This window comes from Aminobacter carboxidus, assembly GCF_014863355.1.
Taxonomy (GTDB): Bacteria; Pseudomonadota; Alphaproteobacteria; order Rhizobiales; family Rhizobiaceae; genus Aminobacter; species Aminobacter carboxidus.
Genome location: NZ_JACZEP010000002.1, coordinates 285,224 through 308,141 on the forward strand (window position 1 = coordinate 285,224; position 22,918 = coordinate 308,141).

At 64.4% G+C, this 22,918-nt stretch carries 20 protein-coding genes, 1 tRNA gene and 2 pseudogenes; 6 read left to right on the plus strand and 17 right to left on the minus strand.

The features are described 5' to 3' along the window. Positions 1–38 precede the first annotated feature (38 nt). The 3 genes from IHE39_RS30595 to IHE39_RS08985 are packed head-to-tail and all read left to right on the plus strand — an operon-like array spanning position 39 to position 5,786. Complete coding sequence (locus tag IHE39_RS30595) at positions 39–1,031, plus strand: ImuA family protein (RefSeq protein WP_246485434.1); 993 nt, start codon at positions 39–41, stop codon at positions 1,029–1,031. Then, the gene (locus IHE39_RS08980; protein WP_246485435.1) at positions 958–2,442 is read left to right on the plus strand and encodes a Y-family DNA polymerase; all 1,485 of its coding nucleotides are present in this window, start codon (positions 958–960) and stop codon (positions 2,440–2,442) included. Before IHE39_RS30595 ends, IHE39_RS08980 begins: the two co-directional genes overlap by 74 nt. Then, positions 2,439–5,786 (plus strand): error-prone DNA polymerase, encoded by a 3,348-nt coding sequence (locus IHE39_RS08985; RefSeq protein WP_192566238.1) that lies wholly within the window; start codon positions 2,439–2,441, stop codon positions 5,784–5,786. Before IHE39_RS08980 ends, IHE39_RS08985 begins: the two co-directional genes overlap by 4 nt. A 90-nt stretch (positions 5,787–5,876) precedes the next feature. Here the strand turns inward: IHE39_RS08985 and IHE39_RS08990 are convergent, their stop codons facing one another. From IHE39_RS08990 to IHE39_RS09005, 4 genes are all read right to left on the minus strand, one after another. Beyond that, positions 5,877–6,104, minus strand: a complete 228-nt coding sequence (locus IHE39_RS08990) for a Trm112 family protein (protein ID WP_192566239.1) — start codon at positions 6,102–6,104, stop codon at positions 5,877–5,879. 21 nt (positions 6,105–6,125) lie between these two features. After that, positions 6,126–6,797 (minus strand): LON peptidase substrate-binding domain-containing protein, encoded by a 672-nt coding sequence (locus tag IHE39_RS08995; RefSeq protein WP_192566240.1) that lies wholly within the window; start codon positions 6,795–6,797, stop codon positions 6,126–6,128. 66 nt (positions 6,798–6,863) lie between these two features. Then, on the minus strand, positions 6,864–7,832 hold the full coding sequence (trxA, locus tag IHE39_RS09000) for a thioredoxin (protein WP_192566241.1): 969 nt from the start codon (positions 7,830–7,832) through the stop codon (positions 6,864–6,866). 73 nt (positions 7,833–7,905) lie between these two features. Beyond that, positions 7,906–8,418, minus strand: a complete 513-nt coding sequence (locus IHE39_RS09005; RefSeq protein WP_192566242.1) for a prolyl-tRNA synthetase associated domain-containing protein — start codon at positions 8,416–8,418, stop codon at positions 7,906–7,908. Between the two features lie 209 nt (positions 8,419–8,627). Between IHE39_RS09005 and IHE39_RS09010 the strand changes: the two genes are divergently transcribed. After that, positions 8,628–8,702: transfer RNA gene (locus tag IHE39_RS09010), tRNA-Gly, on the plus strand. A 329-nt stretch (positions 8,703–9,031) separates the two neighbouring features. Here IHE39_RS09010 and ocd read toward each other — a convergent pair. From ocd to IHE39_RS09030, 4 genes are all read right to left on the minus strand, one after another. Beyond that, the gene (gene ocd / locus IHE39_RS09015; RefSeq protein ID WP_192566243.1) at positions 9,032–10,084 is read right to left on the minus strand and encodes an ornithine cyclodeaminase; all 1,053 of its coding nucleotides are present in this window, start codon (positions 10,082–10,084) and stop codon (positions 9,032–9,034) included. Between the two features lie 2 nt (positions 10,085–10,086). Next, positions 10,087–11,007 (minus strand): arginase, encoded by a 921-nt coding sequence (gene rocF / locus IHE39_RS09020; RefSeq protein WP_192566244.1) that lies wholly within the window; start codon positions 11,005–11,007, stop codon positions 10,087–10,089. Between the two features lie 51 nt (positions 11,008–11,058). After that, positions 11,059–11,295: a type 2 periplasmic-binding domain-containing protein gene (locus IHE39_RS09025; RefSeq protein WP_192566245.1), complete on the minus strand. Its 237-nt coding sequence runs from the start codon at positions 11,293–11,295 to the stop codon at positions 11,059–11,061. 76 nt (positions 11,296–11,371) lie between these two features. Further along, the gene (locus tag IHE39_RS09030) at positions 11,372–12,478 is read right to left on the minus strand and encodes an aminotransferase class I/II-fold pyridoxal phosphate-dependent enzyme (protein WP_192566246.1); all 1,107 of its coding nucleotides are present in this window, start codon (positions 12,476–12,478) and stop codon (positions 11,372–11,374) included. Between the two features lie 130 nt (positions 12,479–12,608). On the opposite strand from IHE39_RS09030, the gene IHE39_RS09035 reads away from it, so the two are divergent. Further along, positions 12,609–13,442 carry a helix-turn-helix transcriptional regulator gene (locus IHE39_RS09035; RefSeq protein WP_192566247.1) on the plus strand — a complete coding sequence of 278 codons (834 nt, stop codon included), beginning with the start codon at positions 12,609–12,611 and terminating at the stop codon, positions 13,440–13,442. A gap of 3 nt (positions 13,443–13,445) precedes the next feature. Here IHE39_RS09035 and IHE39_RS09040 read toward each other — a convergent pair. Further along, a pseudogene (locus tag IHE39_RS09040) lies at positions 13,446–13,740 on the minus strand (MurR/RpiR family transcriptional regulator); the annotation flags it as partial. 1 nt (position 13,741) lies between these two features. On the opposite strand from IHE39_RS09040, the pseudogene IHE39_RS09045 reads away from it, so the two are divergent. After that, positions 13,742–13,930: pseudogene (locus IHE39_RS09045) on the plus strand (hypothetical protein); the annotation flags it as partial. Between the two features lie 28 nt (positions 13,931–13,958). Here the strand turns inward: IHE39_RS09045 and IHE39_RS09050 are convergent. From IHE39_RS09050 to IHE39_RS09085, 8 genes are all read right to left on the minus strand, one after another. Then, positions 13,959–15,242, minus strand: coding sequence for a glycosyltransferase (locus IHE39_RS09050; RefSeq protein ID WP_192566249.1), 1,284 nt, complete (start codon positions 15,240–15,242; stop codon positions 13,959–13,961). 100 nt (positions 15,243–15,342) lie between these two features. Next, on the minus strand, positions 15,343–16,119 hold the full coding sequence (locus tag IHE39_RS09055; protein ID WP_192566250.1) for an L-fucose dehydrogenase: 777 nt from the start codon (positions 16,117–16,119) through the stop codon (positions 15,343–15,345). 11 nt (positions 16,120–16,130) lie between these two features. After that, positions 16,131–17,408, minus strand: coding sequence for an L-fuconate dehydratase (locus tag IHE39_RS09060; protein WP_192566251.1), 1,278 nt, complete (start codon positions 17,406–17,408; stop codon positions 16,131–16,133). 120 nt (positions 17,409–17,528) lie between these two features. Beyond that, positions 17,529–18,383 (minus strand): fumarylacetoacetate hydrolase family protein, encoded by an 855-nt coding sequence (locus tag IHE39_RS09065; protein ID WP_184768290.1) that lies wholly within the window; start codon positions 18,381–18,383, stop codon positions 17,529–17,531. 63 nt (positions 18,384–18,446) lie between these two features. Beyond that, positions 18,447–19,394, minus strand: coding sequence for an ABC transporter substrate-binding protein (locus IHE39_RS09070; protein WP_192566252.1), 948 nt, complete (start codon positions 19,392–19,394; stop codon positions 18,447–18,449). A 104-nt stretch (positions 19,395–19,498) separates the two neighbouring features. Next, positions 19,499–20,494, minus strand: a complete 996-nt coding sequence (locus IHE39_RS09075; RefSeq protein ID WP_184768288.1) for an ABC transporter permease — start codon at positions 20,492–20,494, stop codon at positions 19,499–19,501. Next, the gene (locus tag IHE39_RS09080; protein WP_192566253.1) at positions 20,491–22,035 is read right to left on the minus strand and encodes a sugar ABC transporter ATP-binding protein; all 1,545 of its coding nucleotides are present in this window, start codon (positions 22,033–22,035) and stop codon (positions 20,491–20,493) included. Before IHE39_RS09080 ends, IHE39_RS09075 begins: the two co-directional genes overlap by 4 nt. Then, positions 22,032–22,916, minus strand: coding sequence for an amidohydrolase family protein (locus IHE39_RS09085; protein ID WP_192566254.1), 885 nt, complete (start codon positions 22,914–22,916; stop codon positions 22,032–22,034). Before IHE39_RS09085 ends, IHE39_RS09080 begins: the two co-directional genes overlap by 4 nt. Between the last annotated feature and the right edge of the window lie 2 nt (positions 22,917–22,918).

A 22,918-nucleotide genomic window follows, 5' to 3' on the forward strand; every position in this document is an offset into this window, starting at 1 on the left:
AGGAACATAACAGGAACAATTACAGGAAGCAGATCGACATGGCGACCAGCGCCGTGGCGCGGGATGTCGTTTTTGCCTTGCGCCAGAAGATAGCGAAGATCGAGGGAACGCTGGCCGAAAGGCTGGTCTCGCCTGCTGACGGCCAGCCGGTTGCGGGGCTTTTGGTCCGCCGCAACGGCCACGCCTCGCCGCGTGACTTCTTCCTGCCGACTGGTGTCGAGCGGCTCGACGAGGTGCTCGGCGGTGGCTTGCCGAAGGCGGCGTTGATCGAGATCCATGGCACCGAAACCCGTAATGCCGGTGCGGCTGCGGGGCTCGCTCTCTGTCTTGTCAGCGGCATGCTGAAGGAGCGGTCGCGGCCCAGGGATCTGGTGCTGTGGGTCGGCACGACAGAGATGTTCCGGGAGGCGGGGCATCCCTACGCGCCGGGCCTCGCCAGCTTCTTTGGCATATCAGCCGAAAGCCTGTTGCTTGCCGAGGCGCCGAAAGCAGCCGACGTGCTCTGGATCGCCGAGGAGGCCGCCCGCATCGTGGAGATCGCGGCCGTCGTCGTCGAGCTGCGCGGCAATCCACGCAGCGTCGACCTCACGGCGACGCGCCGTCTGCACCGCCGGGCGCAGGACAGCGGCCGGCCCGTCTTTCTGCTGCGCCAGTCGGCCGCGCCGGAGCCGACGGCAGCGCCCGTCCGGCTGGTCGTCACACCTGCGCCGGCCACCTTGCGGCAAACGCTTCTTGGGCCGCTGGCCGGTTCGATTGGCGCACCTGTTTTCGCTGTCGAGATCGGCAAGAGCCGCACGGCTCTCCCCGGCAGCTTCATTGTGGAATGGAACCCCGATGCACACACCCTCGCAGAACGAAGAGACGGTTCAGAGAATCGTATCGCTGTGGTTTCCTCATCTCGCGGCCGAGCGCATCCTCCGGCGCAGGCTGGGGCGGTCCTGGCGTTCAAGCCCGCAGTTGGCGAAGCCGCTGGTAACAAGCCATCGCGAGAGCAACACCCAGCGCATCGCCGGCCTCGACGCACGGGCTGAGACGCTCCGGCTGCGGCCTGGCATGGGCATTGCCGAAGCGCGCGCCATGCATCCCGACATCGACGTCGTCGAAGCCGATCCCGAGGCCGATCGCCGGTTGCTCGAAGGCCTTGCCGACTGGTGCGACCGCTACACCCCGTTGGTCGCAATCGATGGAGAAAATGGGCTGTTCCTCGATATCACCGGCTGCGCTCACCTCTTCGGTGGCGAAAAGGCCCTGCTCGCCGATCTGATGGCCCGCTTTTTCCATCAGGGTTTCGACGTGCGCGCCGGTCTTGCCTCGACCCCGGGCGCGGCGTGGGCGGCTGCCCGTTTCGCCACCGGCCATATTCTGGCTCCGGGCAGCGAGCGCAATTTCTTTGCCCGCCTGCCGCTGGCGGCGCTGCGGATTGATGCCAGGACGAAGGCCAGCCTCGAAAGCGTGGGGCTGCGCACGGTCGGCGCGATCATGGACGGGCCGCGGGCACCGCTTGTCCGCCGCTTCGGCACTGAGCTCATCGAGCGCCTCGACCAGGCGTTGGGCCGGCTCGATGAGGCGATCTCGCCACGCCTGCCGGTCGCTGCCCTTTCGGTCGAGCGCCATTTTGCCGACCCGCTGTCGCTCATCGACGACATCGAGAGGCTGATCGGCCTGCTGGCCGCCACGCTGAAGGTCGATCTCGAACGCCGGGAGGAAGGTGCGCGGGCGCTTGAACTCCTGCTGTTCAGGGTTGACGGCATGGTCAGCCGTATAACGGTCGGGGCCTCGCGTCCCATCCGCGAACCGACATTGGTGCGCAGGCTGTTCCATGAGCGGCTGGCGACGCTTGGCGAGGGCATCGATGCCGGCTACGGCTTCGACCTCGTGCGTCTCTCCGCGCTGTCGACCGCCCGCTTCGACGCCCGCCAGGGGGACCTTGCCGGCGAGGTCGAGGATGGCGGCGAGGAGCTGGCGATCTTTGCCGATCGCATCGGTGCGCGCCTTGGCGAAGCCGCGGTGCTCGAACCTGCCACTGTCGAAAGTCATTTGCCGGAACGTGCCGCGCCGGTACGACCATATGCCCAGGAGGAGGCGCGCAAAGGCCTGGCCGGGCGCCCGAAGAGGGAGGTGCGACAAGCCGGCGGGCGGCCTCGACAGGCCGATCGTCCCATCCGCCTGTTCCGGCAACCCGAACCCATCGACGTTCCCGCGACCGAGATTCCTGATGGCCCGCCGCTCAATTTCCGCTGGCGCCGGGCGCTGCATCGCGTGGCTCGGGCAGAAGGTCCCGAGCGCATCGCGCCGGAATGGTGGCGCGAGGACGCGGATGCGCCGACGCGGGACTACTACCGCATCGAGGACGCCGAGGGCCGTCGATACTGGCTCTACCGGCAGGGCCTCTACAGCGCGAAGGCGGTTCCGCGCTGGTTCCTGCATGGGGTCTTCGCATGAACATGGCCGTCGCTGCCAGCTATGCCGAATTCGGCATCCAGTCGAATTTCTCTTTCCTGCGCGGTGCTTCGGCACCGGAAGAGCTGGTGATCGCGGCGAAGTTCCTGGGGCTTTCTGCGATCGGCCTTGCCGACTGCAACACGGTGGCGGGCACCGTGCGCGCCTGGAAGATGGCCGATACGGAGGGACTTGCCTACCATCCCGGCTGCCGCCTGGTTTTTGCCGACGGCACGCCCGACATGCTCGCTTATCCACAAGACCGCAAGGGTTGGGGGCATCTGTGCCGCATGCTCACCCAGGCCAATACCCGTGATGAAAGCGAAAAAGGTGCGCCGCGTCTCTACCGGGAGGATCTTTTCGAATGGGGCGATCTGCTGTCGCTTGCCGTCCTGCCCGACGTCACGGCGGCCACGGAAACTGATGTCGTGTTTCTACGCAGTCTCAAGGCGCGGTTCGGTGCCTCTCTGTGGCTGGCGGTCGCACCGAATTTTGGCGGCGACGACCGCTTCAGGATCGAGCAGGCCGCCGCTATGGCCGCCATGGCAGGCGTGCCGCTGATGGCAACCAATGACGCGCTCTACCATGCGCCTGGCCAGCGCCCGCTGCAGGATGTGCTGACTGCGATCCGCCTCGGCGTGCCTGTTGCCGAGGCCGGTTTCGAGCTGAAGGCGAATGCCGAACGCCATCTGAAGGGCCCTGCCGATATGAGCCGGTCTTTCAAGCGGCATCCGGAAGCCCTTGCCGAGACGTTGCGCTTCGCCGAAAGCCTGCATTTCTCGCTGAAGGAGCTCAAATACAATTATCCCGACGAACCGACGGAATCGGGCCTCGAACCACAGGCGGAATTGGAAAGACTGACCTGGGAAGGCTCGAAGAAACGTTATCCCGACGGTGTGCCGGAAAAGGTCCAAGGCATCATCCGGCATGAGCTCGCCATCGTCGAAAAGCTCAACTACGCCCGTTATTTCCTCACCGTGCACGACATCGTCCAGTTCGCCCGCTCCAGGGATATCCTCTGCCAGGGACGTGGCTCGGCGGCCAATTCGGTCATTTGCTTCTGCATAGGTATCACCGATGTCGGACCCGATATCGTCGATGTGCTGTTCGAGCGCTTCATTTCCGAGGAACGTGGCGAGCCGCCGGATATCGACGTCGACTTCGAGCATGAGCGGCGCGACGAGGTCATCGCCTTCATCTACGAAAGATACAGCGCCAAGCGCACCGCGCTTGCGGCTTCCGTCGTCACCTATCGCGGCCGTTCGGCGCTGCGCGAGGTGGCCAAGGCGATGGGCCTGTCGGACGATGTCAGGGGGGCGATGTCGGGCTCGATCTGGGGCTGGTACTCGTCCGAGCTCGGCGAGAAGGAAGCGACGGCAGGCGGGCTCGACAAGGCCGATCCGGTGACCAGGCATGTGATCGAACATGCCAACGGCATCATGGGGTTTCCGCGCCACTTGTCCCAGCATGTCGGCGGCTTCGTCATCACCCGGGATCGGCTCGATGAGATCGTGCCGATCGTCAAGACGGCGATGGACGAGCGCAAGATGGTCGAGTGGGACAAGGACGACCTCGATGCCGTCGGTATCTTGAAGGTCGATGTGCTGGCGCTCGGCATGCTGACCTGCCTGCGCAAGGCCTTCAAACTGCTTGAGGCTCATTACGACGAACGCGACCGGCATGGCCGCCCGCTCGAGCTGGCAACATTGCCGCCGGAGGATCCCAAGGTCTACGACATGATCTGCCGCGCCGACACGCTCGGGGTCTTCCAGATCGAGAGCCGGGCCCAGATGTCGATGCTGCCGCGCCTCAAGCCACGCGAATTCTATGACCTCGTCATCGAGGTGGCGATCGTCCGACCAGGTCCGATCCAGGGCGACATGGTGCATCCCTATCTCCGCCGCCGGCAGGGCAAGGAAAAGGTTGATTTCCCCAAAAAGGAGCTCGAGGCCATCCTTGGCAAGACACTGGGGGTGCCCCTGTTCCAGGAACAGGCGATGAAGATCGCCATCGTTGCCGGCGGTTTCACGCCTGGCGAGGCCGACCAGCTCAGGCGCGCCATGGCCACTTTCAAGCGCACCGGCACGATCGGCAATTACCGCGACCGCATGGTCAAGGGCATGGTCGACAGGGGCTACGAGCGTGACTTCGCCGAGCGCTGCTTCAAGCAGATCGAGGGTTTTGGCGAATACGGCTTTCCCGAAAGCCACGCCGCCGCCTTCGCGCTGCTTGTCTATGCCTCGTGCTGGTTCAAGGCCTATTACCCAGATGTCTTTTGTGCTGCGATCCTGAACTCGCAGCCGATGGGCTTTTACCGGCCGGCGCAACTGGTCCGCGATGCCGAGGATCATGGCGTCGAGATCCGGGCCGTCGACATCAACCGCTCCGACTGGGATTGCACGCTCGAACGCTCCGGCTTCGATCCCAGGCGCATCCGTGCCCGCCACGCCGAGATGCGCGAGGTCATCAAGACAAGCCGCGCCGTGCGGCTGGGCTTCCGCCAGATCAAGGGGCTGGGCGAAAAGAGGATGGAAACCTTCGTCGAACGGCGAGGCAAGGGTTACGTCTCGGTGCGCGATGTCTGGCTGCGCTCCGGTCTCGACGTCGGCGAGATCGAGCTCCTTGCCCAGGCCGATGCCTTCCGCTCGATCGAACTCGACCGGCGCGAGGCGCTATGGGCGGTGCGCGCGCTCGACGGCAAGAGTGCCGCCGAGATGTTGCCCTTGTTCGACCAGCCAGAGGTTCATTTGCCCGACAGCGAGCCGCAGATGTATCTGCCCGCCATGCCGCTCGGCGAGCATGTCATCCACGATTACCGTTCGCTCGGCCTGTCGCTGAAGGCACATCCGGTGGCCTTCCTCCGGCAACGGCTGGACAAGGCCGGCATCACCCCGAATGGCCGCCTGCCCGAGGTGCCTGATGGCCGGCGCGTCTCGGTGGCCGGGTTGGTGCTGGTCCGCCAGCGCCCGGGCAAGGGCAACGCCATCTTCCTCACCCTGGAGGATGAGAATTCGGTCGCCAACATCATCGTCTGGGCCCGCGTCTTCGAGCGTTTCCGGCCTGTCGTCATGGGGTCGAAGTTCATCCGGGTCACTGGCAAGCTGCAGGCGGAATCGGGCGTGATCCATATTGTCGCCGACAAGATGGAGGACCTGACGCATTGGCTGGCGGCGATGTCGGAAGAGCTGCAGGCGTCAGCCGATGCTCAGGTCGCGCCCGCCCTGGCCAATGGAGCGCGGCAAAGCGCTGCGGAGAAAGCAGCAAAAGATCCGCGTGTTACCCAGAGTTATGAGCGGCTTGCCCGCAAGGCCAGCAGCGTCATGCCCAAGGGGCGCAATTTTCAATGAAGGAGGAGTTGGCGAACTCGGGCGCAACAAACACTGCGGCGCCTTGAGAGGCGCAGGATCACCAAATCGCTTCCGGCTCGGTGTCGTGAGTTAGTCCGTCGGCGGGGCGTTCTTGGGTGTGGTTTCGGTGTCGAGGATCTGCCGCGCCTCGGAGGGCAGCATGACCGGAATGCCGTCACGGACGGGATAGGCGAGGCGTGCCAGTCTGGAGACCAGTTCGCCGCGCTCGGCATCCCACTTCAGCGGCCCCTTGGTCAGCGGGCAAGCCAAAAGTTCGAGCAGCTTGACGTCGATATCGCGCTTGTTGGCCTCAACCATTCAGCTCTCCTGGCCGGCCACCTATTGCAGGCTCGATCCGAAGTCTTCGTTCTCGCGCGCCAGCGCCATTTCGGTGATCGCGATCAGCGTCTCGGCGCGGGTCTTGAGGTCGGGTGCTTCGAGCAGTGCCTGCTTTTCGGCGGCACCGTAGGGTGCCATCATCGACAGCGCATTGACCAGGATGGCATTGTCGGCGCGGCTGACGCTTTCCCAGTCGGCCTCAAGTTCGTTGGCCTGGAGGTAGGTGCGGAAAGCCTTGAGCAAGGCCGGCCGGTCGACTTCCGCGCCGGCCTTGTCCTCGTTGAGGTCGGCGGCGAACGAGGCAATCTTGCACTGCCGGAACGGCGTCTTGACCAACAGCTCCTGGGTGATGCGAAAGCGGCAAACGCCTTGCAGGGAGATCAGGTAGCGGCCGTCGCCTGTTTCGGCGAGCGAAGTGATGCGGCCGATACAGCCTACCGGGCAGAGTGCCGGCTCGCCATCGGGACGCAGATTGCCGTCGAGCGAAGGCTGGATCATGCCGATCAGCCGCGAGCCGGACATCGCGTCGTCGATCATCTGGAGATAGCGCGGCTCGAAGATGTTGAGTGGCATGCGCCCGCCTGGCAACAGCAAGGCGGCCGTCAGCGGGAACACTGCCAATGTTGTCGGCAGATCGCTGTCGAGCCGGTAGTGCGCGTTTCCTGCCTGCATCTTGTCCTCAGCTGTTATTCATCTGGGGTGGCTGCAACCAAACGCAAGGCCGCTTTGTCGCAGCGCCTACGAAAACAGCAGCGACGACAGCTTGCGCCTTGTGGCAAGCGTCACCTCGTCGGTGAAGCCCCAGGCCTCGAACAGCTTGAGAAGTTGTGCCCTGGCACCGTCGTCGTTCCAGGTCCGGTCCGCCTTGACGACGGCGAGCAGATTGTCGGCCGCCTCGGTGCGCTGGCCCTTGGCGTTCTGGATCATGGCGAGGTCGAAACGCGCCTGGTGATCGCCGGGGTTCTGCGCCAGCTTGCGTTCGAGCTCGGCTGAATCGCCAAGTGCCGCCGCCTCTTCGGCGAGTGCCATCTTGGCGCGGACCGAAACCAGTGCCGGGGTGGATTTCTTGTCTTCGGGTGCGCGTGCCAGCACTTCGTTGGCGCCGTCGATGTCGCCGGCCTCGAACAGGATGTCGGCAAGCGCTGCAATGGCGTCGACATTGTCGGGCGCCTGTTCGAGCACCGCGTCATAGATCTGCACCGCCGTCTGCAGGTCGCCGGCCTCGCGCGCTTCAGTCGCGGCTGCAAGCGCCTCGGCGATCTGCGGCTGGCCGCCATCCTTGCCGGCGATCTTGTCGATGAAGTCGCGGATCTGGCTTTCGGGCACGGCACCCATGAAACCGTCGACCGGCTGGCCGTTCTTGAACGCAATGACGGCGGGAATCGACTGGATGCCGAGCTGGCCGGCAATCGCGGGATGGTCGTCGATATTCATCTTGACCAGCTTCACCCGCCCACCGGCGGCCTGGACGACGCGCTCGATCACCGGGGTCAGTTGCTTGCACGGGCCGCACCACGGCGCCCAGAAGTCGACCAGCACCGGCTGCTTGCGCGACTCCTGGATCACATCGGCTGTGAAGGCCGCGGTCGTCGTGTCCTTGATGAGATCGGCCGCAGGTGCAGCGTCATTGGCGGGTGCCGCGCCAAACTGCACGTTGGTGGCGTACTGGCTGCTCATGCCGCCGAAGGGATTGCTTTCGTTGCTCATCTTCACTCTTCCGGTATGTCGTTCTCGCATGCGCCCTGTTAGGCTGCGCGGCTGTCAGCCAACCATGTGGCGATCAGCCAGAGACTTTCAAGATAACAGCATCATGGCCGGTTGCCTCGACGAATCGCAGCAGATCGGCATTGGCAATCGAGGTTGTCGCCTCGTTGGTCAGCGGGTGGGCGTTGATCACGGCGTTTTCCATCAAGGTGGCGTCGAGCACCAGCTTGACCCTGGCCGAAGCATCGTTGATCAGCCCGAAGACGGTGACAGCACCTGGCACTACACCGAGCAACTCCATCAGCGCCTCGGGCTTGCCGAAGGAGACCCGGCCCGACGCGCCGATCAGGTGATGGATCTGCCTGAGGTCGACAGTCGCCTCCTCATCGACGGTGACCAGGAAGAAGCTGTCCTTCTTGTCCTTGAGGAACAGGTTCTTGGTGTGCCCGCCGGGGATGGTGCCGCGCAGCGCCTGCGAATCGGTGACGGTGTAGAGCGGCGGATGGTCGTGGGTGGTCACTGGGATGCCGAGCTCGGCCAGAAAGGCGAGCAGTTCGGCGCGGATCTTGGGTGTCGTCGAGGCGGTCATCGCAGCTCCGGAAATTGCCGTGCGCAAGGTTTATGGGCAAAGCCGGCTTTCTGCACAAGTCCGGCTTGGGGCTGGCATGTACTTCCCGAAGGGAAATATGGGATTCGCGGGTGTTGCGGAAAAAAGTTCAAAAAAGAGCGGTTTTTCCCTGTTGCATTCGCCGCGAGCTTCGGCCATATAGCAGCCGTTGCGGCGACGAGCCGCGGCGAGCGGGTGTAGCTCAGGGGTAGAGCACAACCTTGCCAAGGTTGGGGTCGAGCGTTCGAATCGCTTCACCCGCTCCAAATATCCCACGAAAAAGGCCGCGGTTTACCGCGGCCTTCGTCGTTTCAGGGCCGCGGTGAAACCGCGACGCTTCAATGCAGCTTGTCCTCGACGAATGGCTTGGTCCACGGCAAATGGCCGTGTCGTCACCGCGGCCGCTAATTTCGCGTCTGGCGCCCGAAGCGCAACAGAATCAATATCGCGGTTGCGGCGCGGCCGGCCCAGAACCCAGCACACCCTCTGCAGGCCGAACGTAGAAGATAGCGTGCCGTGTCGCAGCCCGTCGACAGACGCCAGGGCCAGTGGCGCCGAACGCCTGGCAGTCTGATTGGCGAGGTGACGATTCCAGCTAGGCGGCCGACGCTTTGGCAGCGCGCAGCAGCATGCCGAACAGGTCGCGCGGCTCGTCGGGGTCGGCGAGCAGGTCGAGTTCCTCGAACAGGCCGGTGTCGATCAGCTTGTCCCTGACGTAGCGCAGGGCGGAGAAATCCTCGATGGCAAAGCCGACCGAATCAAACAGCGTCACCTGTGCACTCGAACTGCGGCCTTGCGCCTTGCCTGCCATCACCTGCCACAGCTCGATGACGGGGTGGTCGGCGGGCAATTGCTGGATCTCGCCCTCGATGCGGGTCTGCGGCGGAAATTCGACGAAGATGTCGGAGCGTAGCAGGATGTCCTTGTGCAGTTCGGTCTTGCCGGGGCAATCGCCGCCGACGGCGTTGATGTGTACGCCGGTGCCGACCATGTTGTCGGTCAGGATCGTCGCCAGCTGCTTGTCGGCGGTGACGGTGGTGATGATGTGGGCGCCTTCGACAGCGTCCTGGGCGTTGTCCGAGATGACAATGTCGAAACCCATGTCCGCCAGGTTCGCCTGGCATTTCCGCGAGGCCGAGGCGTCGATGTCGTAGAGCCTGAGCTTGTTCACCCCAAGCAACGCCTTGAACGCTAGGGCCTGGAACTCCGACTGGGCGCCATTGCCGATGATGGCCATGGTGTCGGCACCCTTGGGTGCGAGATATTTGGCTGCCACCGCCGAGGTCGCTGCGGTACGCAGCGCGGTCAGGATGGTCATTTCGGTCAGCAGCATCGGATAGCCGTTGCCGACATCGGCGAGCACGCCGAAGGCGGTCACCGTCTGGCGACCGTCGCGGGTGTTCTTGGGGTGGCCGTTGACGTATTTGAAGCCATAGAGGTGGCCGTCGCTTGTCGGCATCAGCTCGATGACGCCGTCATGGCTGTGCGAGGCGATGCGCGGCGTCTTGTCGAACTGCTCCCAGCGCAGGAAATCCTCTTCGACATAGGCCGACAGCTCGGTCAGGAAGCGCTCGACGCCGACCGCCAACACCAGCTTCATCATGTGGTCGACGCTGACGAACGGAACGACGTTCAGTTTTTCGGTCATGGTCAGAAACTCCGGGTCGGACGGTCCATGATGCGGCGGCCCATCAGGCTCGCCGTCAGGTCGACCATCAGCGTTGCGGTACGGCCGCGTTCGTCGAGAAAGGGGTTCAGCTCGACAAGGTCAAGGCTGGTGACCAGGCCGCTGTCATGCAGCATTTCCATGACCAGATGCGCCTCGCGGAAGGTCGCTCCGCCGGGCACGGTGGTGCCGACGGCCGGTGCGATCGCCGGGTCGAGGAAGTCGACGTCGAAGCTGACATGCAGCAAGCCGCCTTCGGCCGCGACGCGCTCGAGGAAGGCGCGCAGCAGCGGCGCGATGCCGTGCTCGTCGATGGCTCGCATGTCGTGGACGACGACGCCGGCCTCGGCGAGCGCGACACGCTCGGCCGGATCGACGCTGCGGATGCCAATCGCGCAGATACGCTCCGGGCTGACCTTGGCCCGAAGCGTCGGGAAAAAGCCCTCGAAGCCGGATAGGCCGCTGGCATAGGCAAGCGGCACGCCATGCAGATTGCCGCTGGTCGTGGTGTCGAGGGTGTGGAAATCAGGATGCGCGTCGAGCCAGAGCACGAACAGTGGCTTGCCGAGTTCGGCCGCGCGCCGGGCGATGCCGCTGACCGTGCCCGCCGACATGCTGTGGTCGCCGCCGAGGAAGATCGGCATCGCATCGGCGCCCATCTGGTAGGCGGCGTCGGCCAGGGCGGCAGTCCAGGCCGCGATCGCGGGCAGGGCTTTCAACGCCTTGTTCGGGTGCGCCAGCTCCTGTTTTGGCGTGGGCACCACCTGCCCCATGTCGGTGACGGAATGACCGAGCTCGACGAGCGCCTCGACGAGGCCAGCGGTGCGCAAGGAGCTGGGGCCCATGTCGCAGCCCCTGCGGTCGGTACCTTCCTGGATGGGTGCGCCAATTATCCGGCAATGCATCTCAACTTCTCCTCGGCGGGCTGCAGCCCGGCAATGTCTTATGGTTGCGCCCTAACGGCGATGTCCGGCTTCGCCCTCGCTCTTGAGCCAGGCAACGAAGGCATCGGTAACGTTCGAGCGCGCATGCACCACCGCATAATATGCCCCGAGCGTGGCGTCCACTGACGGGCACAGATGCCTGATGGTGCCGGCCTCAAGCGCTGATGTCACGAAGGCGGTGTTGGCCTGGGCGACGCCAAGGCCGCTGAGGCAAGCGTCGATAGAGGCTTCGTCGGTGTCGAAGACCATGCTTGTGCAGGTACAGGCGCGCTTTGTCGAACATGTGCAGCAGCTCGGTGCGATGGACCGGAGTTCGAGCTGACGGTCAGTTCTGGTCGCGCAGGGCTGTGGAAATGGCTTCGAGCCCGCTCCTGAGCTGCGCTTCGGTCGGCCAGCCGAAGCCGACGCGGAAGTGGTTGCGCGGCATCTCGAACCAGTGGCCTGGGCCGACATAGGCGCCGTGCTTTTCAAGCAGCCCGGTGTAGAAGCGGTCGAGATCGAAATCGGGGCCGACATTGAACCGGGGAAAGCCGACGACGCCGCCTTCCGGCCTGACCCATTCGACCAGCGGCTCGCGGTCGATCCATTGCTGGACGATGTCACGCCGCAGCTTCATCTCGGGCATCAGCGCGCCAAGGAAATCGTCGCGGCGCTCGAGCATGGCACGCGCGATGGCCTCGTCGATGACGCTGCCACAAATGCCGATCTGTTCCTTGGCGGCAAGAAACCGTTCGTAGAGCTCGGCGTCCTGGGTGACCAGCCAGCCGATGCGGATGCCGGGGATGCCGAAGGCTTTGGACAGCGACGAGACGCTGATGGTGCGTGGACTGAGCGATGCGGCGGCGGGCAGGCGCTGGCCATAGCTCAGGTCGCGATAGGTCTCGTCGACAAGCAGATAGCAGCCGTGGTGCTCGGCAATGGCGATCAGCCCGTCGAGATCGGCTCGGCTCATGATGGTGCCGGTCGGATTGTGCGGGCAGGTGACGCTGATGTAGCGCGTGTTGGGACGCAGGGCGGCGGCGACTTCGGCGAGATCGACCGCGAAGCCTTTGTCGAAATCGAGATCGATGTAGCTGATGGCGCAGCCGATGGCGCGCGGCGTCTCGATGTTGGTGGCGTAGTTGGGCCGCACCACAACGAGGTGGTCCTTGTCGGACAGCAGGCTGGTGGCGATGATGAACAAGGCGCCTGCAGCGCCTGCGGTGACCAGGACTTGGTCCGCTGACAGCCCGGCATCCTGGCCGGCGATCAACTCGCGCAGGGCCTTGTCGCCGCGATGCTCGCCATAAAACAGCGTCAGGTCGGGCAAAGACAGGCCGATCTCGGACAGCTTCTGGTCGGCGATCGAACTTTCCGAGAGATTGTAGCGAATACGGTCGTAGCCATATTCCTCCGGCGCTTCCTTTTCGATTACCATCCTGGCGTAATTCATCTTCGCGCTCTCCTGTCCCACAGCACACAGCCGCTGCGATCGTGTCGGCAAATAGCGTAAGCTAGGATCGCTACAGTGAGCCATCCTCCCAGGGGAGGAGGTTTGCGGACACAGGAGACGCAGCAGGCGCATGCCGCAGGACGACTATCGCGATGTGGCGGAACTGGTCAGTGCCATCGGCGCACCGGAGTTCCCCTTGCGCCTTGCCGGCTGGATGCGCAGCCACGTCGCCTTCGACATGATCGCGATCGTGGTCTATCGCGGCAGCCAGCCGCCGCTGCACATCCATGATGACTTCAAGGGAGAACAGGCGCGCAACGGGCTGAGGCAATATCTGGCGCAGACCTACCTGCTCAATCCGTTTTACCAAAGCCATCTCAAGGGCATCGCCTCAGGCGTCTACCGCATCCGTGATCTCGCACCCGACCACTACCTGCAGAGCGAGGTCTACCGCTCCTACGAGATCATCATCGCGGAGACGGAGGAGATCGGCTACGTCACCAGGGACTGGCCGCGCGGCCTCGAGGAAATCGATATCGCGGTGGCGCTCGGCGTGGGCGAGACGACCGAGATCGGCATCTACAGCTCCAAAGCGAGGAGCTTCGATGACGCTGCGATCGCAAGGCTCAACGCCGTACTGCCGCTGATCGAGTCGAGCTTTCGCCAGCACTGGCAACGCATCAAGGCGCGGCATGCCGTCGAGCGGCCTCAAGGGGATGCGGGCTGGGCCGAGGCGGCCTATGGCAGCTTCGGCGCCGATCTGCTGACCAGTCGCGAGCGCGAGGTGGTGGTGCTGGTGCTGCGCGGGCATTCGTCGGATTCGATCGCAGCCCACCTCGACATCACCCGCGCCACGGTCAAGACCCACCGCAAGCATGCCTATGAGCGGCTTGGTATCTCGACCCAGGCCGAGCTGTTGTCGCTTTTTCTCGAGCATGTGCGCCAACACATGCCGGCAAGCTGAGGGTTACAGTTCCTCGAGCGTGTCGCCGATGGTTTCGATGCCCCGGAGTCGGATCCGGCCGGCGGCGCCCGAGCGCTTGATGGCGCGGGTGGCGAGCAGGTGGCAGATGGCCATCGCCGAGACGTGGTTGAACAGCGGAGCTGGCGCCAGCGTCTGGCCGCCACCCGGAATGGCGACGATGCTTTCCACCACCAGGGTCATCTGCCACTGGAAATAGTCGGCGAAAGGATGGCTGCTGCGAAAGGTAAGCACCCCAGATCTTGCGGCTGGACAGCATCGCCTCGACGGCGGCGTCGATGGTGCGCGAATGCATCGAGCTGGATGGAGCGGAAGCCGTGATCATTGGCGGCGGCCCGCTCGGGCAGGCGGCCGAGCAGCTGCAGCCGATGTTCGACACACCGATCATCGCGCCGATTCCCTGCGCCATGGAACGCGTGCTCGGGCTGCTGCCGGCAGGTTCGGGGACGCTGTCGCCGGTGCCGGCTTGAGATCAAGCCGCCCCGGCTTGCGGGCGTCTTACGTTCGCTGTTTCCGCCTCGTGGCCTTGGCGCGGCGCTTGCGCCGTAACCTGGCTTCAAACATCGAAATCTCGATGCCGACCATGCGCGGCGCATAGGCAACAGGACCTTGGTCGGCTGCGCGGAGAATGGCCTGCAATGCGCGTCGTGACATCAGCTCCCGCAACTTGCGCAAGGTGCTCCATTTGCCGAATGCCGTGAACAGCAAAGCCAGGTTTTCGGCAATGATTGCCTGGGCCTCGGGTGCTTCGAAGACCTGCACCGAAGAGGCGCCGTTGCTGTCGAGAACCTGGGCGATCGCGGACCAGAAGCGCCACGCCCCCATGCTGGCCGAAAACGACGTCGCATCCTCGACCAGAACACGCATCGCCTCGCGACGGCGCGCCGGGAAGAATTTTCTCGCAGGACCAGAGACATCCACCACGCCGTCCAGGGCCGGGTTGCCGGCAAAGAAGTTGTCGCCATGCAGCCGATAGGCCGACAATGGCATGGCGATCGTGGCCGACCCGCTGAGTACGTGAGCGAGGCGGCAAAAATGGCCGTCCGCCGAAAGTCCGAACATGAGATCCGGTTTGGCGCGCGGCCGGATCGTTTCAATCAGAAAACGACGGAACATGTTGGATGTGCCGGGCGACCACAGCCAGCCATTTTCGGTGGGCGGATGTGCGACGATGCTGCGGTCGAGTTGGTCGAACTGCGCGCGGCTGACTTCTGACAGTCGCAGCACCAGGAACGGGCTTCGCAGGCCGCCGTTGCGGGTCTCGAGCTGCAATCCCCTCAGGCCGCTCCCCAATACCGCGCCCTCGGCATCGATCTCGATCACGGCGCTTGATGTGAACGCGACACCGCGCGGCAGCGCCAGATGCGCCTGGACATGCATGGCGGCAAAATCGGCGAGCAGATAGTCGTCGGAATCGACGAAGGTGACAAAATCGCCGCGCGCGACATCGAGGCCCTTCAGTGCGCCGGCAAGCGCGCCGAGGTTTTCGTCGAGCCAGATCGTGCGAAACCGCGGATCGTCGGCAATCGCCGCCTCGATCTCGGCGCGGCTGCCGTCGGTCGAGCCGTTGTCGACGACGATGGCCTCGAAATTGGGATAAGTCTGGTTGCGAACCGAACGGATCGCCGATCCGACGAAACGGGCGTAGTTCCAGTTGCGGATGATGAAAGAGACGAGCGGATAGCTCACCGGCTCGGGCGCAAGCTCGTCGAGCGAAAGCCCGCCCAGCGTTAAATCAGATGCTGACGTCTCAACCGACAGCGCGTCCAGCTTATTGTGCACTCACGATTCCCCGGCAAAGGCTGAGCGGGGCAGGCGCTCTTGCAATGGCTTTGGACATCGCACGGCATGCGAACCTTGGCAACAAGCTGGGTGGGGGGCGTCAATCCAGCGCGCGGTCGAGATGGGTGTAGCCGCCGTCGACGAACAGCCACTGGCCGGTGGTGTGGCTCGCCTTGTCGGAGAGCAGGAAGATGATGGTGTCAGCGATCTCGTCTGCCGTCGTCATGCGCTGCCCGAGCGGGATTCGGCGGGTGATCTCTTTTAGCCGCGCCTCGGGATCGTCGAAGGTCTTGAGCCACTTCTCGTAGAGCGGCGTCATCACTTCGGCCGGAATGACGGCGTTGACCCGGACACCGTCGCCCCGCAGGGCCGCCGCCCATTCGCGCGTCAACGACAGCTGGGCGCCCTTGGCGGCGGTGTAGCCGCTGGTGTTGCCCTGGCCGGTGAGTGCGGTCTTGGACGAGACGTTGACGATGGAGCCATGCGCCTTCTTCAGCCACGGCAGGCAGTGATGCGCGGTCGTGTAATAGTGGATCAGGTTGCGCTCGAGCGACTCGCGGAAGGCCTCCGGGCCGGCGTCGAGGCCGACACCGTCATTGATGCCGGCATTGTTGACCAGGCCGTCGATGCGACCGAAGGTTTTGGCCACCTGTTCGATCGCCGCGCCGATTTCAGGATCGTGCATCAGTTCGACCTGAACGAACATCGATCGTGGCGATGCTGCCTTGAGTTTCGCGGCAAAGTCTTCGGCAAGTTGGCTGCGGCCGAAGACGATCGGAATGGCGCCCTCGGCGGCAAGGCTGAGCGTTACCGCGCCGCCGATGCCCGCACCGCCGCCGGTGACGATGACGACCTTGTCCTTCAGCCCGAGGTCCATTGTCGTCGCCCTCAGCCCTTGAACTGGAAATCTTCAAGCGTCGCCGGCTTCATCTCGATCGAGAAGCCGGGCGCCATTGGCGGCATGTAGGCGGCGTTGCGCACCACGCAGGGTTCCTTGAAGTGCTCGTGCAGGTGGTCGACATATTCGACGACGCGGCCCTCGCGGGTGCCGGCGATGCAGACATAGTCGATCATCGACAGGTGCTGGACATATTCGCACAGGCCGACGCCGCCGGCATGCGGGCAGACGAGCAGGTCGTATTTCGCCGCCATCAAGAGCACGGCGAGGATCTCGTTGACGCCGCCGAGACGGCAGGAGTCGATCTGCACCACGTCGATGGCGCCGCGCATGATGAACTGCTTGAACATGATGCGGTTCTGGCACATCTCGCCGGTGGCGACCTGAACCGGCGCCACGCCCTCGCGGATCTTGCGGTGGCCCTCGACATCGTCGGGATTTGTCGGTTCCTCGATGAACCACGGCTTGGCAAAGGCGAGGTCGCGTACCCAGTCGATGGCCTGGCCGACTTCCCAGACCTGGTTGGCGTCGATCATCAGCTGGCGGTCGGGGCCGAGCACCTCGCGGGCGATGCGCAGGCGCCTGATGTCGTCAGCCTTGTCGCGGCCGACCTTCAGCTTGACGTGGTTGAAACCGGCATCGACCGCCTCCTGGCACAGCCGGCGCAGCTTCTCGTCGCCATAGCCTAGCCAGCCGGCCGAAGTGGTGTAGCAAGGGTAGCCCTCGCGCTCGAGGGTGGCGATACGCTCGGCTTTGCCCGGCGCCTTGTCGCGCAGCATCGCCAGTGCTTCGTCTGGGGTGATGCAGTCGGTGATGTAGCGGAAGTCGATGCAGCGCACGAGCTCCTCTGGCGACATGTCGGCGACCAGCTTCCACACCGGCTTGCCAACCAGCTTGGCCCAGATGTCCCAGACGGCGTTGACGACAGCGCCGGTGGCGAGGTGGATCGCGCCCTTGTCGGGGCCGATCCAGCGCAGCTGGCTGTCTGATGTGACATGGCGCCAGAAGGCGCCCATGTCTGACGTGACCTTGTCCATCTCCAGTCCGACGACAAGATGGCGCATCGCCTCGATCGCCGCGCAGCAGATCTCGTTGCCGCGGCCGATGGTGAAGGTCAGGCCATGGCCCTCGATGCCGGGCGCGTCAGTTTTCAGGATGACATAGGCGGCCGAATAATCGGGGTCCGGGTTCATCGCGTCGGAACCGTCGAGATGCTGCGAAGTCGGGAAGCGCAGGTCGAGCACCCGCATGTCGATGATTCTGGTCATGGTCGTGGGTCCTCACTGCATGATCCCGAAAAGTTGCAGACTTTCCGGACAAGATCAGGCGACTGAAACGAGTGCTCGGAGCGAGATGGCCCAAAGAGAGGTCATCTCGCCCCAAAGGGTTCAGGCGGCGACGACGCGCTGCCTTTGGGTGCCGAGGCCTTCGATGCCGAGGGTCATGGTCTGGCCTGCTTTGAGATAGACGGGCGGCTTCTGGCCGAGGCCGACACCGGGCGGCGTGCCGGTGGAGATGACGTCGCCGGCCTGCAAGCTCATGAAGCGGCTGAGATAGGATACGACCTGCTGCACCGAAAAGATCATGGTCCTGGTCGAGCCGTTCTGGAAACGCTTGTCGTCGACGTCGAGCCACATCTTGAGGTCCTGCGGGTCGGCGATCTCGTCAGCGGTCACCATCCAGGGGCCGGTCGGGCCGAAGGTGTCGCAGCCCTTGCCCTTGTCCCAGGTTCCGCCGCGCTCGATCTGGTATTCGCGCTCGGAAACGTCGTTGACGACGCAGTAGCCGGCGACGTGACCCATCGCGTCGGCCTCGTCGATGTAGCGGCCGGGCTTGCCGATAACGACGCCGAGTTCGACCTCCCAGTCGGTCTTGACCGAGCCGCGCGGGATTTCGACGTCGTCGTCGGGACCGACGATGGCCGAGGTCCACTTGTTGAAGACGATGGGTTCGGCCGGGATGGCAGCACCTGTTTCGGCGGCATGGTCGGCGTAGTTGAGGCCGATGCAGATGAACTTGCCGATGCGGCCGACACAGGCGCCGAGGCGCAGGTCCTGCTGCGGCGTGCCGGCGACGAGCGGTAGCGTCTCGATGTCGACGGCGCGCAAGCGGGCCAGGCCCTCGGGCGAAAGGGTGTCGCCGGCGATGTCGTCGACGAGGCCGGAGAGGTCGCGGACGCGGCCGGACGTGTCGAGGATGCCGGGCTTTTCGTTGCCCTTGGGGCCGTAGCGGAGCAGTTTCATCTGGATCACCTTGTTGGAAAAGAAGCCGGAGGCGGCGAACCGCCTCCGGGGACAGTTGCAGGATCAGTCGTACAGCACGGCTGCGATGTCGGGCTGATCGATGTTGGTCTTGTCGTAGTAGTAGAAGCCGGTGTCGATGTTCTTCTCGACGGCTTCGCCCTTGGCTGCCTTGACCGCCGCTTCGACAGTCTTGTAGCCGATGCCGACCGGGTTCTGGGTGATGGCGCCGGCCATCTGGCCGTCGCGGATCGCCTGCTTCTGCTGGGCGCCCGAGTCGTAGCCGATGATCACCAGCTGGCGGCCGAGTTCCTTGGCGCCGTTGACGACACCGATGGCCGAGCCTTCGTTGGCGCCGAACATGCCCTTGAGGTCGGGGTTGGCCTGCAGGATCGCCTTGGTGATCTCCGTCGACTTGAGGTGATCGCCTTCACCATATTCGATGGCGACGATCTCGACCTTCGGATGGGCTTCCTTCATGCGGTTGACGAAGCCGTCGCGGCGGTCGATGCCGGTGCGGCTGGTCTGGTCGTGCACGACGAGCGCGACCTTGCCTTCATCGCCGATCAGCCCGGCCATCATGTCGGCGGCAAGGGCAGCGGCGGCGATGTTGTTGGTCGAGGCTGTCGCCACCGGGATATCGCCTTCGACGCCGGAGTCAAAAGCGACGACCGGGATCTTGGCGTCCTTGGCCTGCTGCAGCAGCGGCAGGGCGGCCTGGCTGTCGAGGGCGGCAAAACCGATCGCCGCCGGCTTCTTGGCAAGGGCAGCCGCCAGCATGTCGATCTGGCGGTCGACCTGGGTTTCCGAGTCAGGGCCTTCGAAGGTGACTTCGACGCCGAGATCGGCAGCGGCCTTGTCGGCGCCCGCCTTCACGGCCTGCCAGAACTGGTGCTGGAAGCCCTTGGAGATGAGCGGGATGTACATCTTGTCCTGGGCCATTGCCATGGTCGAGCCGTAGCCGAGGATTGTCATGGCGCTGAGGGCGCCAAGCACAGTGCGTCTGGTGAACATGTTTCCTCCGATTGAACCTTGGTTGTTGATCGTTGCTGGTGGAGCGTTTTCGCTCTCTTTTTGATGTTGGCGCAGCACGACGGCGCTGCGCGAAGCAAGCTTCCTCAAAGCCTGCGGCGCCGCAGAATGTCGGTGTAGACGGCGAGAATGATGATCGAGCCGGTGACCACGGTCTGCCATTCCTGGGCGACCGAAAGGATGCGCAACCCGTTGGCGAGCACCGAGATGATGAGCGCGCCGATGAGCGTGCCGATGATGGTGCCGCGGCCACCGGAGAGCGATGTGCCGCCGATGACCACCGCTGCGATGGCGTCGAGCTCGTAGCCCTGGCCGAGCGCGGGCTGGGCCGAGTTGAGGCGCGAGGCGATCAGCAGGCCGGCGATGCCGCAGATGCTGCCGGAAAGCGCATAGACGGCGATCTTCCAGCGGTCGGTGTTGACGCCCGACAGCCGCACGGCCTCCTCGTTGGAGCCGAGCGCGAAGGTGAAACGGCCAAGGATGGTGCGCTCGAGGATGAAGCTGGTGGCGATCGCGACCAGGAACAGGATCAGCACGCCATTGGGGATCGGCAGGCCGGGGATGACCGAGCCGATCAGCGAGCCCTGCGAGATCTGGGTGAAGCCGGGCGTGCCGTTGAAATAGATCGGCCGGGTGCCGGAGATGACCAGCGACAGGCCCTTGAGGATCAGCATCATGCCGAGCGTGGCGATGAAGGGCGGGATCTTGAGCTTGGCGACGAAGGTGCCCGACAGCGTGCCGCTGGCAGCACCGGCGACGATGGCGGCCAGCACGCCGAGCCCGAGCGGCATGCCCCAGAAGGTCAGCACCACGCCTGCAATGACGGCGCAGAAGGTCATCAGCGTGCCGACCGACAGGTCGATGCCGCCGGTGATGATGACCAGCGTCGCGGCAATCGCCAGCACGCCGTTGACCGACGTCGCCTGAAGGATGGCGATGATGTTGGAGGTCTGCATGAAATTGGGCGAGGCGAGGCTGAATACCAGTATCAGGATGATCAGGCTGGCGAAGGCGAGCAGCCTGTGGGCGCCGGAGAATTTCGAGCCGATCGAGACGCTTGCTGTGGATGCGGATGCACTCATTTGGCCTCTCCCTTTGCCGGCTTGGATTGTTTGTTGTGATTGGCGGTGTCGCCGCGAAGTGTCGCCAGATGCATGATCTCTTCCTGGGTGGCGCCGCCGGGAAGAATGCCAGTCAGCCGTCCTTCGCACATCACGGCGATGCGGTGGCTAAGCCTGAGCACTTCGGGCAGTTCCGACGAGATGACGATGATGGCGCGTCCCTGCTTGGCCAGCGCATTCAATAGCTTGTAGATCTCGTTCTTGGCACCGACATCGATACCGCGCGTCGGCTCGTCGAAGATCAGCACCTCGCAGTCACGCAGCAGCCATTTGGCGATGACGATCTTCTGCTGGTTGCCGCCGGAGAGCAGGCGCACTTCCTGCCGGTCGGACGGGGTCTTGATCGCGAGCTGGTCGATGTAGCGGGCCGCCACGTCGTGCATGGCTGCTTCCCTGAGCAGCCCTCCGGGGCCGGTGAAGCGGGCGAGGCTGGCCAGCACGACGTTGTTGCGCACGTCCATGCCGGTGGCGAGGCCGAAATGCTTGCGGTCCTCGGAGAGATAGCCGATGCCGGCGCGCACCGCATCCTGCGGGATACGGATGTCGACCTTCTTGCCATGCATGTAGATGTCGCCGCTGTCACGGCGGTCGGCGCCGAAGATGGCGCGGGCGACCTCGGTGCGGCCCGCACCCATCAGGCCGGCGAAGCCGAGGATTTCGCCCTTGCGGACGGAAAGGCTGACGTCGCGGATGACCGTGCCGCGATTGAGGTGCTTGACCTCGAGCACGACCTCTGAAGTGGCGTGGTCCGGTATGTCGGGGTGCTCTTCGGTCAGCGCGCGGCCGACCATCATCGAGATGATCTTGTCGACAGGCGTTTCGGCGGCCGGAACCGTGCCGATATATTCGCTGTCGCGCATCACGGTGACACGGTCGGCGATGCGCTTCAGCTCGTCCATCTTGTGCGAGATGTAGACGATGCCGACGCCTTCGGCCTTGAGCCTGTCGATGATGGCGAAAAGCTCGGCGATCTCGGCGTCGTTCAGCGCCGCGGTGGGCTCGTCCATGATCAGCACGCGCGAGCGGTAGGACAGGGCCTTGGCGATCTCGACCATCTGCTGGCGGGCAATTGTCAGGCCGCCGACCGGCGTGCGCGGGTCGAGCTTGAGGTGCATGCTGGCGAAGATTTCCGCCGCATTGGCATTCAGCCTGGCCTCGTCGAGCAGCAGGCCGGCGGCCTTGCGCGGCTCACGGCCGATGAAGATGTTCTGCGCCGCCGTCAGATGCGGCATCAGGTTGAGTTCCTGATGGATGATGCCGATGCCGAGATCCTGGGCCTGGCGCGGCGAGTTGATCTCGACGGGCTTGCCGTCGAGCAGGATTTCACCGGCGTCGCGCCGGTAGATGCCGGCGAGGATCTTCATCAGCGTCGACTTGCCGGCGCCGTTTTCGCCCATCAAGGCATGGACCTCGCCCGAGCGCAGCTCAAGCTGGGCATTGTGCAGGGCGCGCACGCCCGGAAACGACTTGCCGATGTCCTTCATGATGACGAGGGCGGTCATGCGTGACCTCCCTCGATGCCGTAGAAGCGGGCCGCGCTGCCGCCGAGGATGGCCGCGCGCTCGCGCTGGCCAAGACCATCGAACAGGCGGGCCGTGACTTCGTCCCAGAAGGCGAAGGGATTCGCTATCGTCAGCACCGGCCAGTCCGAGCCCCAGATCAGGCGATCCGGCCCGAACCAGTCGAGCAGGCTGCAAAGGGTGGGGCGCAGCGCTTCAGCCGCAGCCTTGGTCGTTGTACGGAGCTCAACCGGCAGTTCGGTGAGCAGCCCTGACAGCTTGCAATAAACCTGCGTGTGGCCTGAAAGCTCAGCCATGCCGAACCGCCACAAGGCATGGCGCGCATCGTCGGCAGGAGCGGCGAAGGCGGGCTTGGCGGCATGGTCGATGACGACGGGTAGATCGGGATGTGTCTCCACGAAACGGCGCAGCGCCTGGAGATGCTGCGGCATGACAAGTGCATCGAATCGCAGGCCAAGGCGCTTGAGCGCCGCGATGGCTTGCGGATGCGGGCGGGTGATGATCCAATCAACATCTTCGAGATCCTGCAGCATCGGCCGAACGCCCTTGAACAGCGGATCGACAGTAAAGCGGTCGAGTGCGGCCGCGCTGTCGGCCGCCGACAGATCAACCCAGCCGACGACGCCGGCGACAGCCTCGTCGTCACGACCCTGGTCGAGCAGGAATTGCGTCTCGGCCTCTGTCGGGGCGGCCTGGACAAGGATGCGCCTGGCGATGCCGGCCGCCTCGGCCAGCGGGCGCATCTCGGCTGCGCCAAAGTCGCGATAGATCGGCGCGAGATGGGGCGCATCAGGCGTCAACCAGCCATAGTCGCCGCGCTGGAGCGCCCAGTAATGACAGTGGCCGTCGATCCTTTCGATCATGG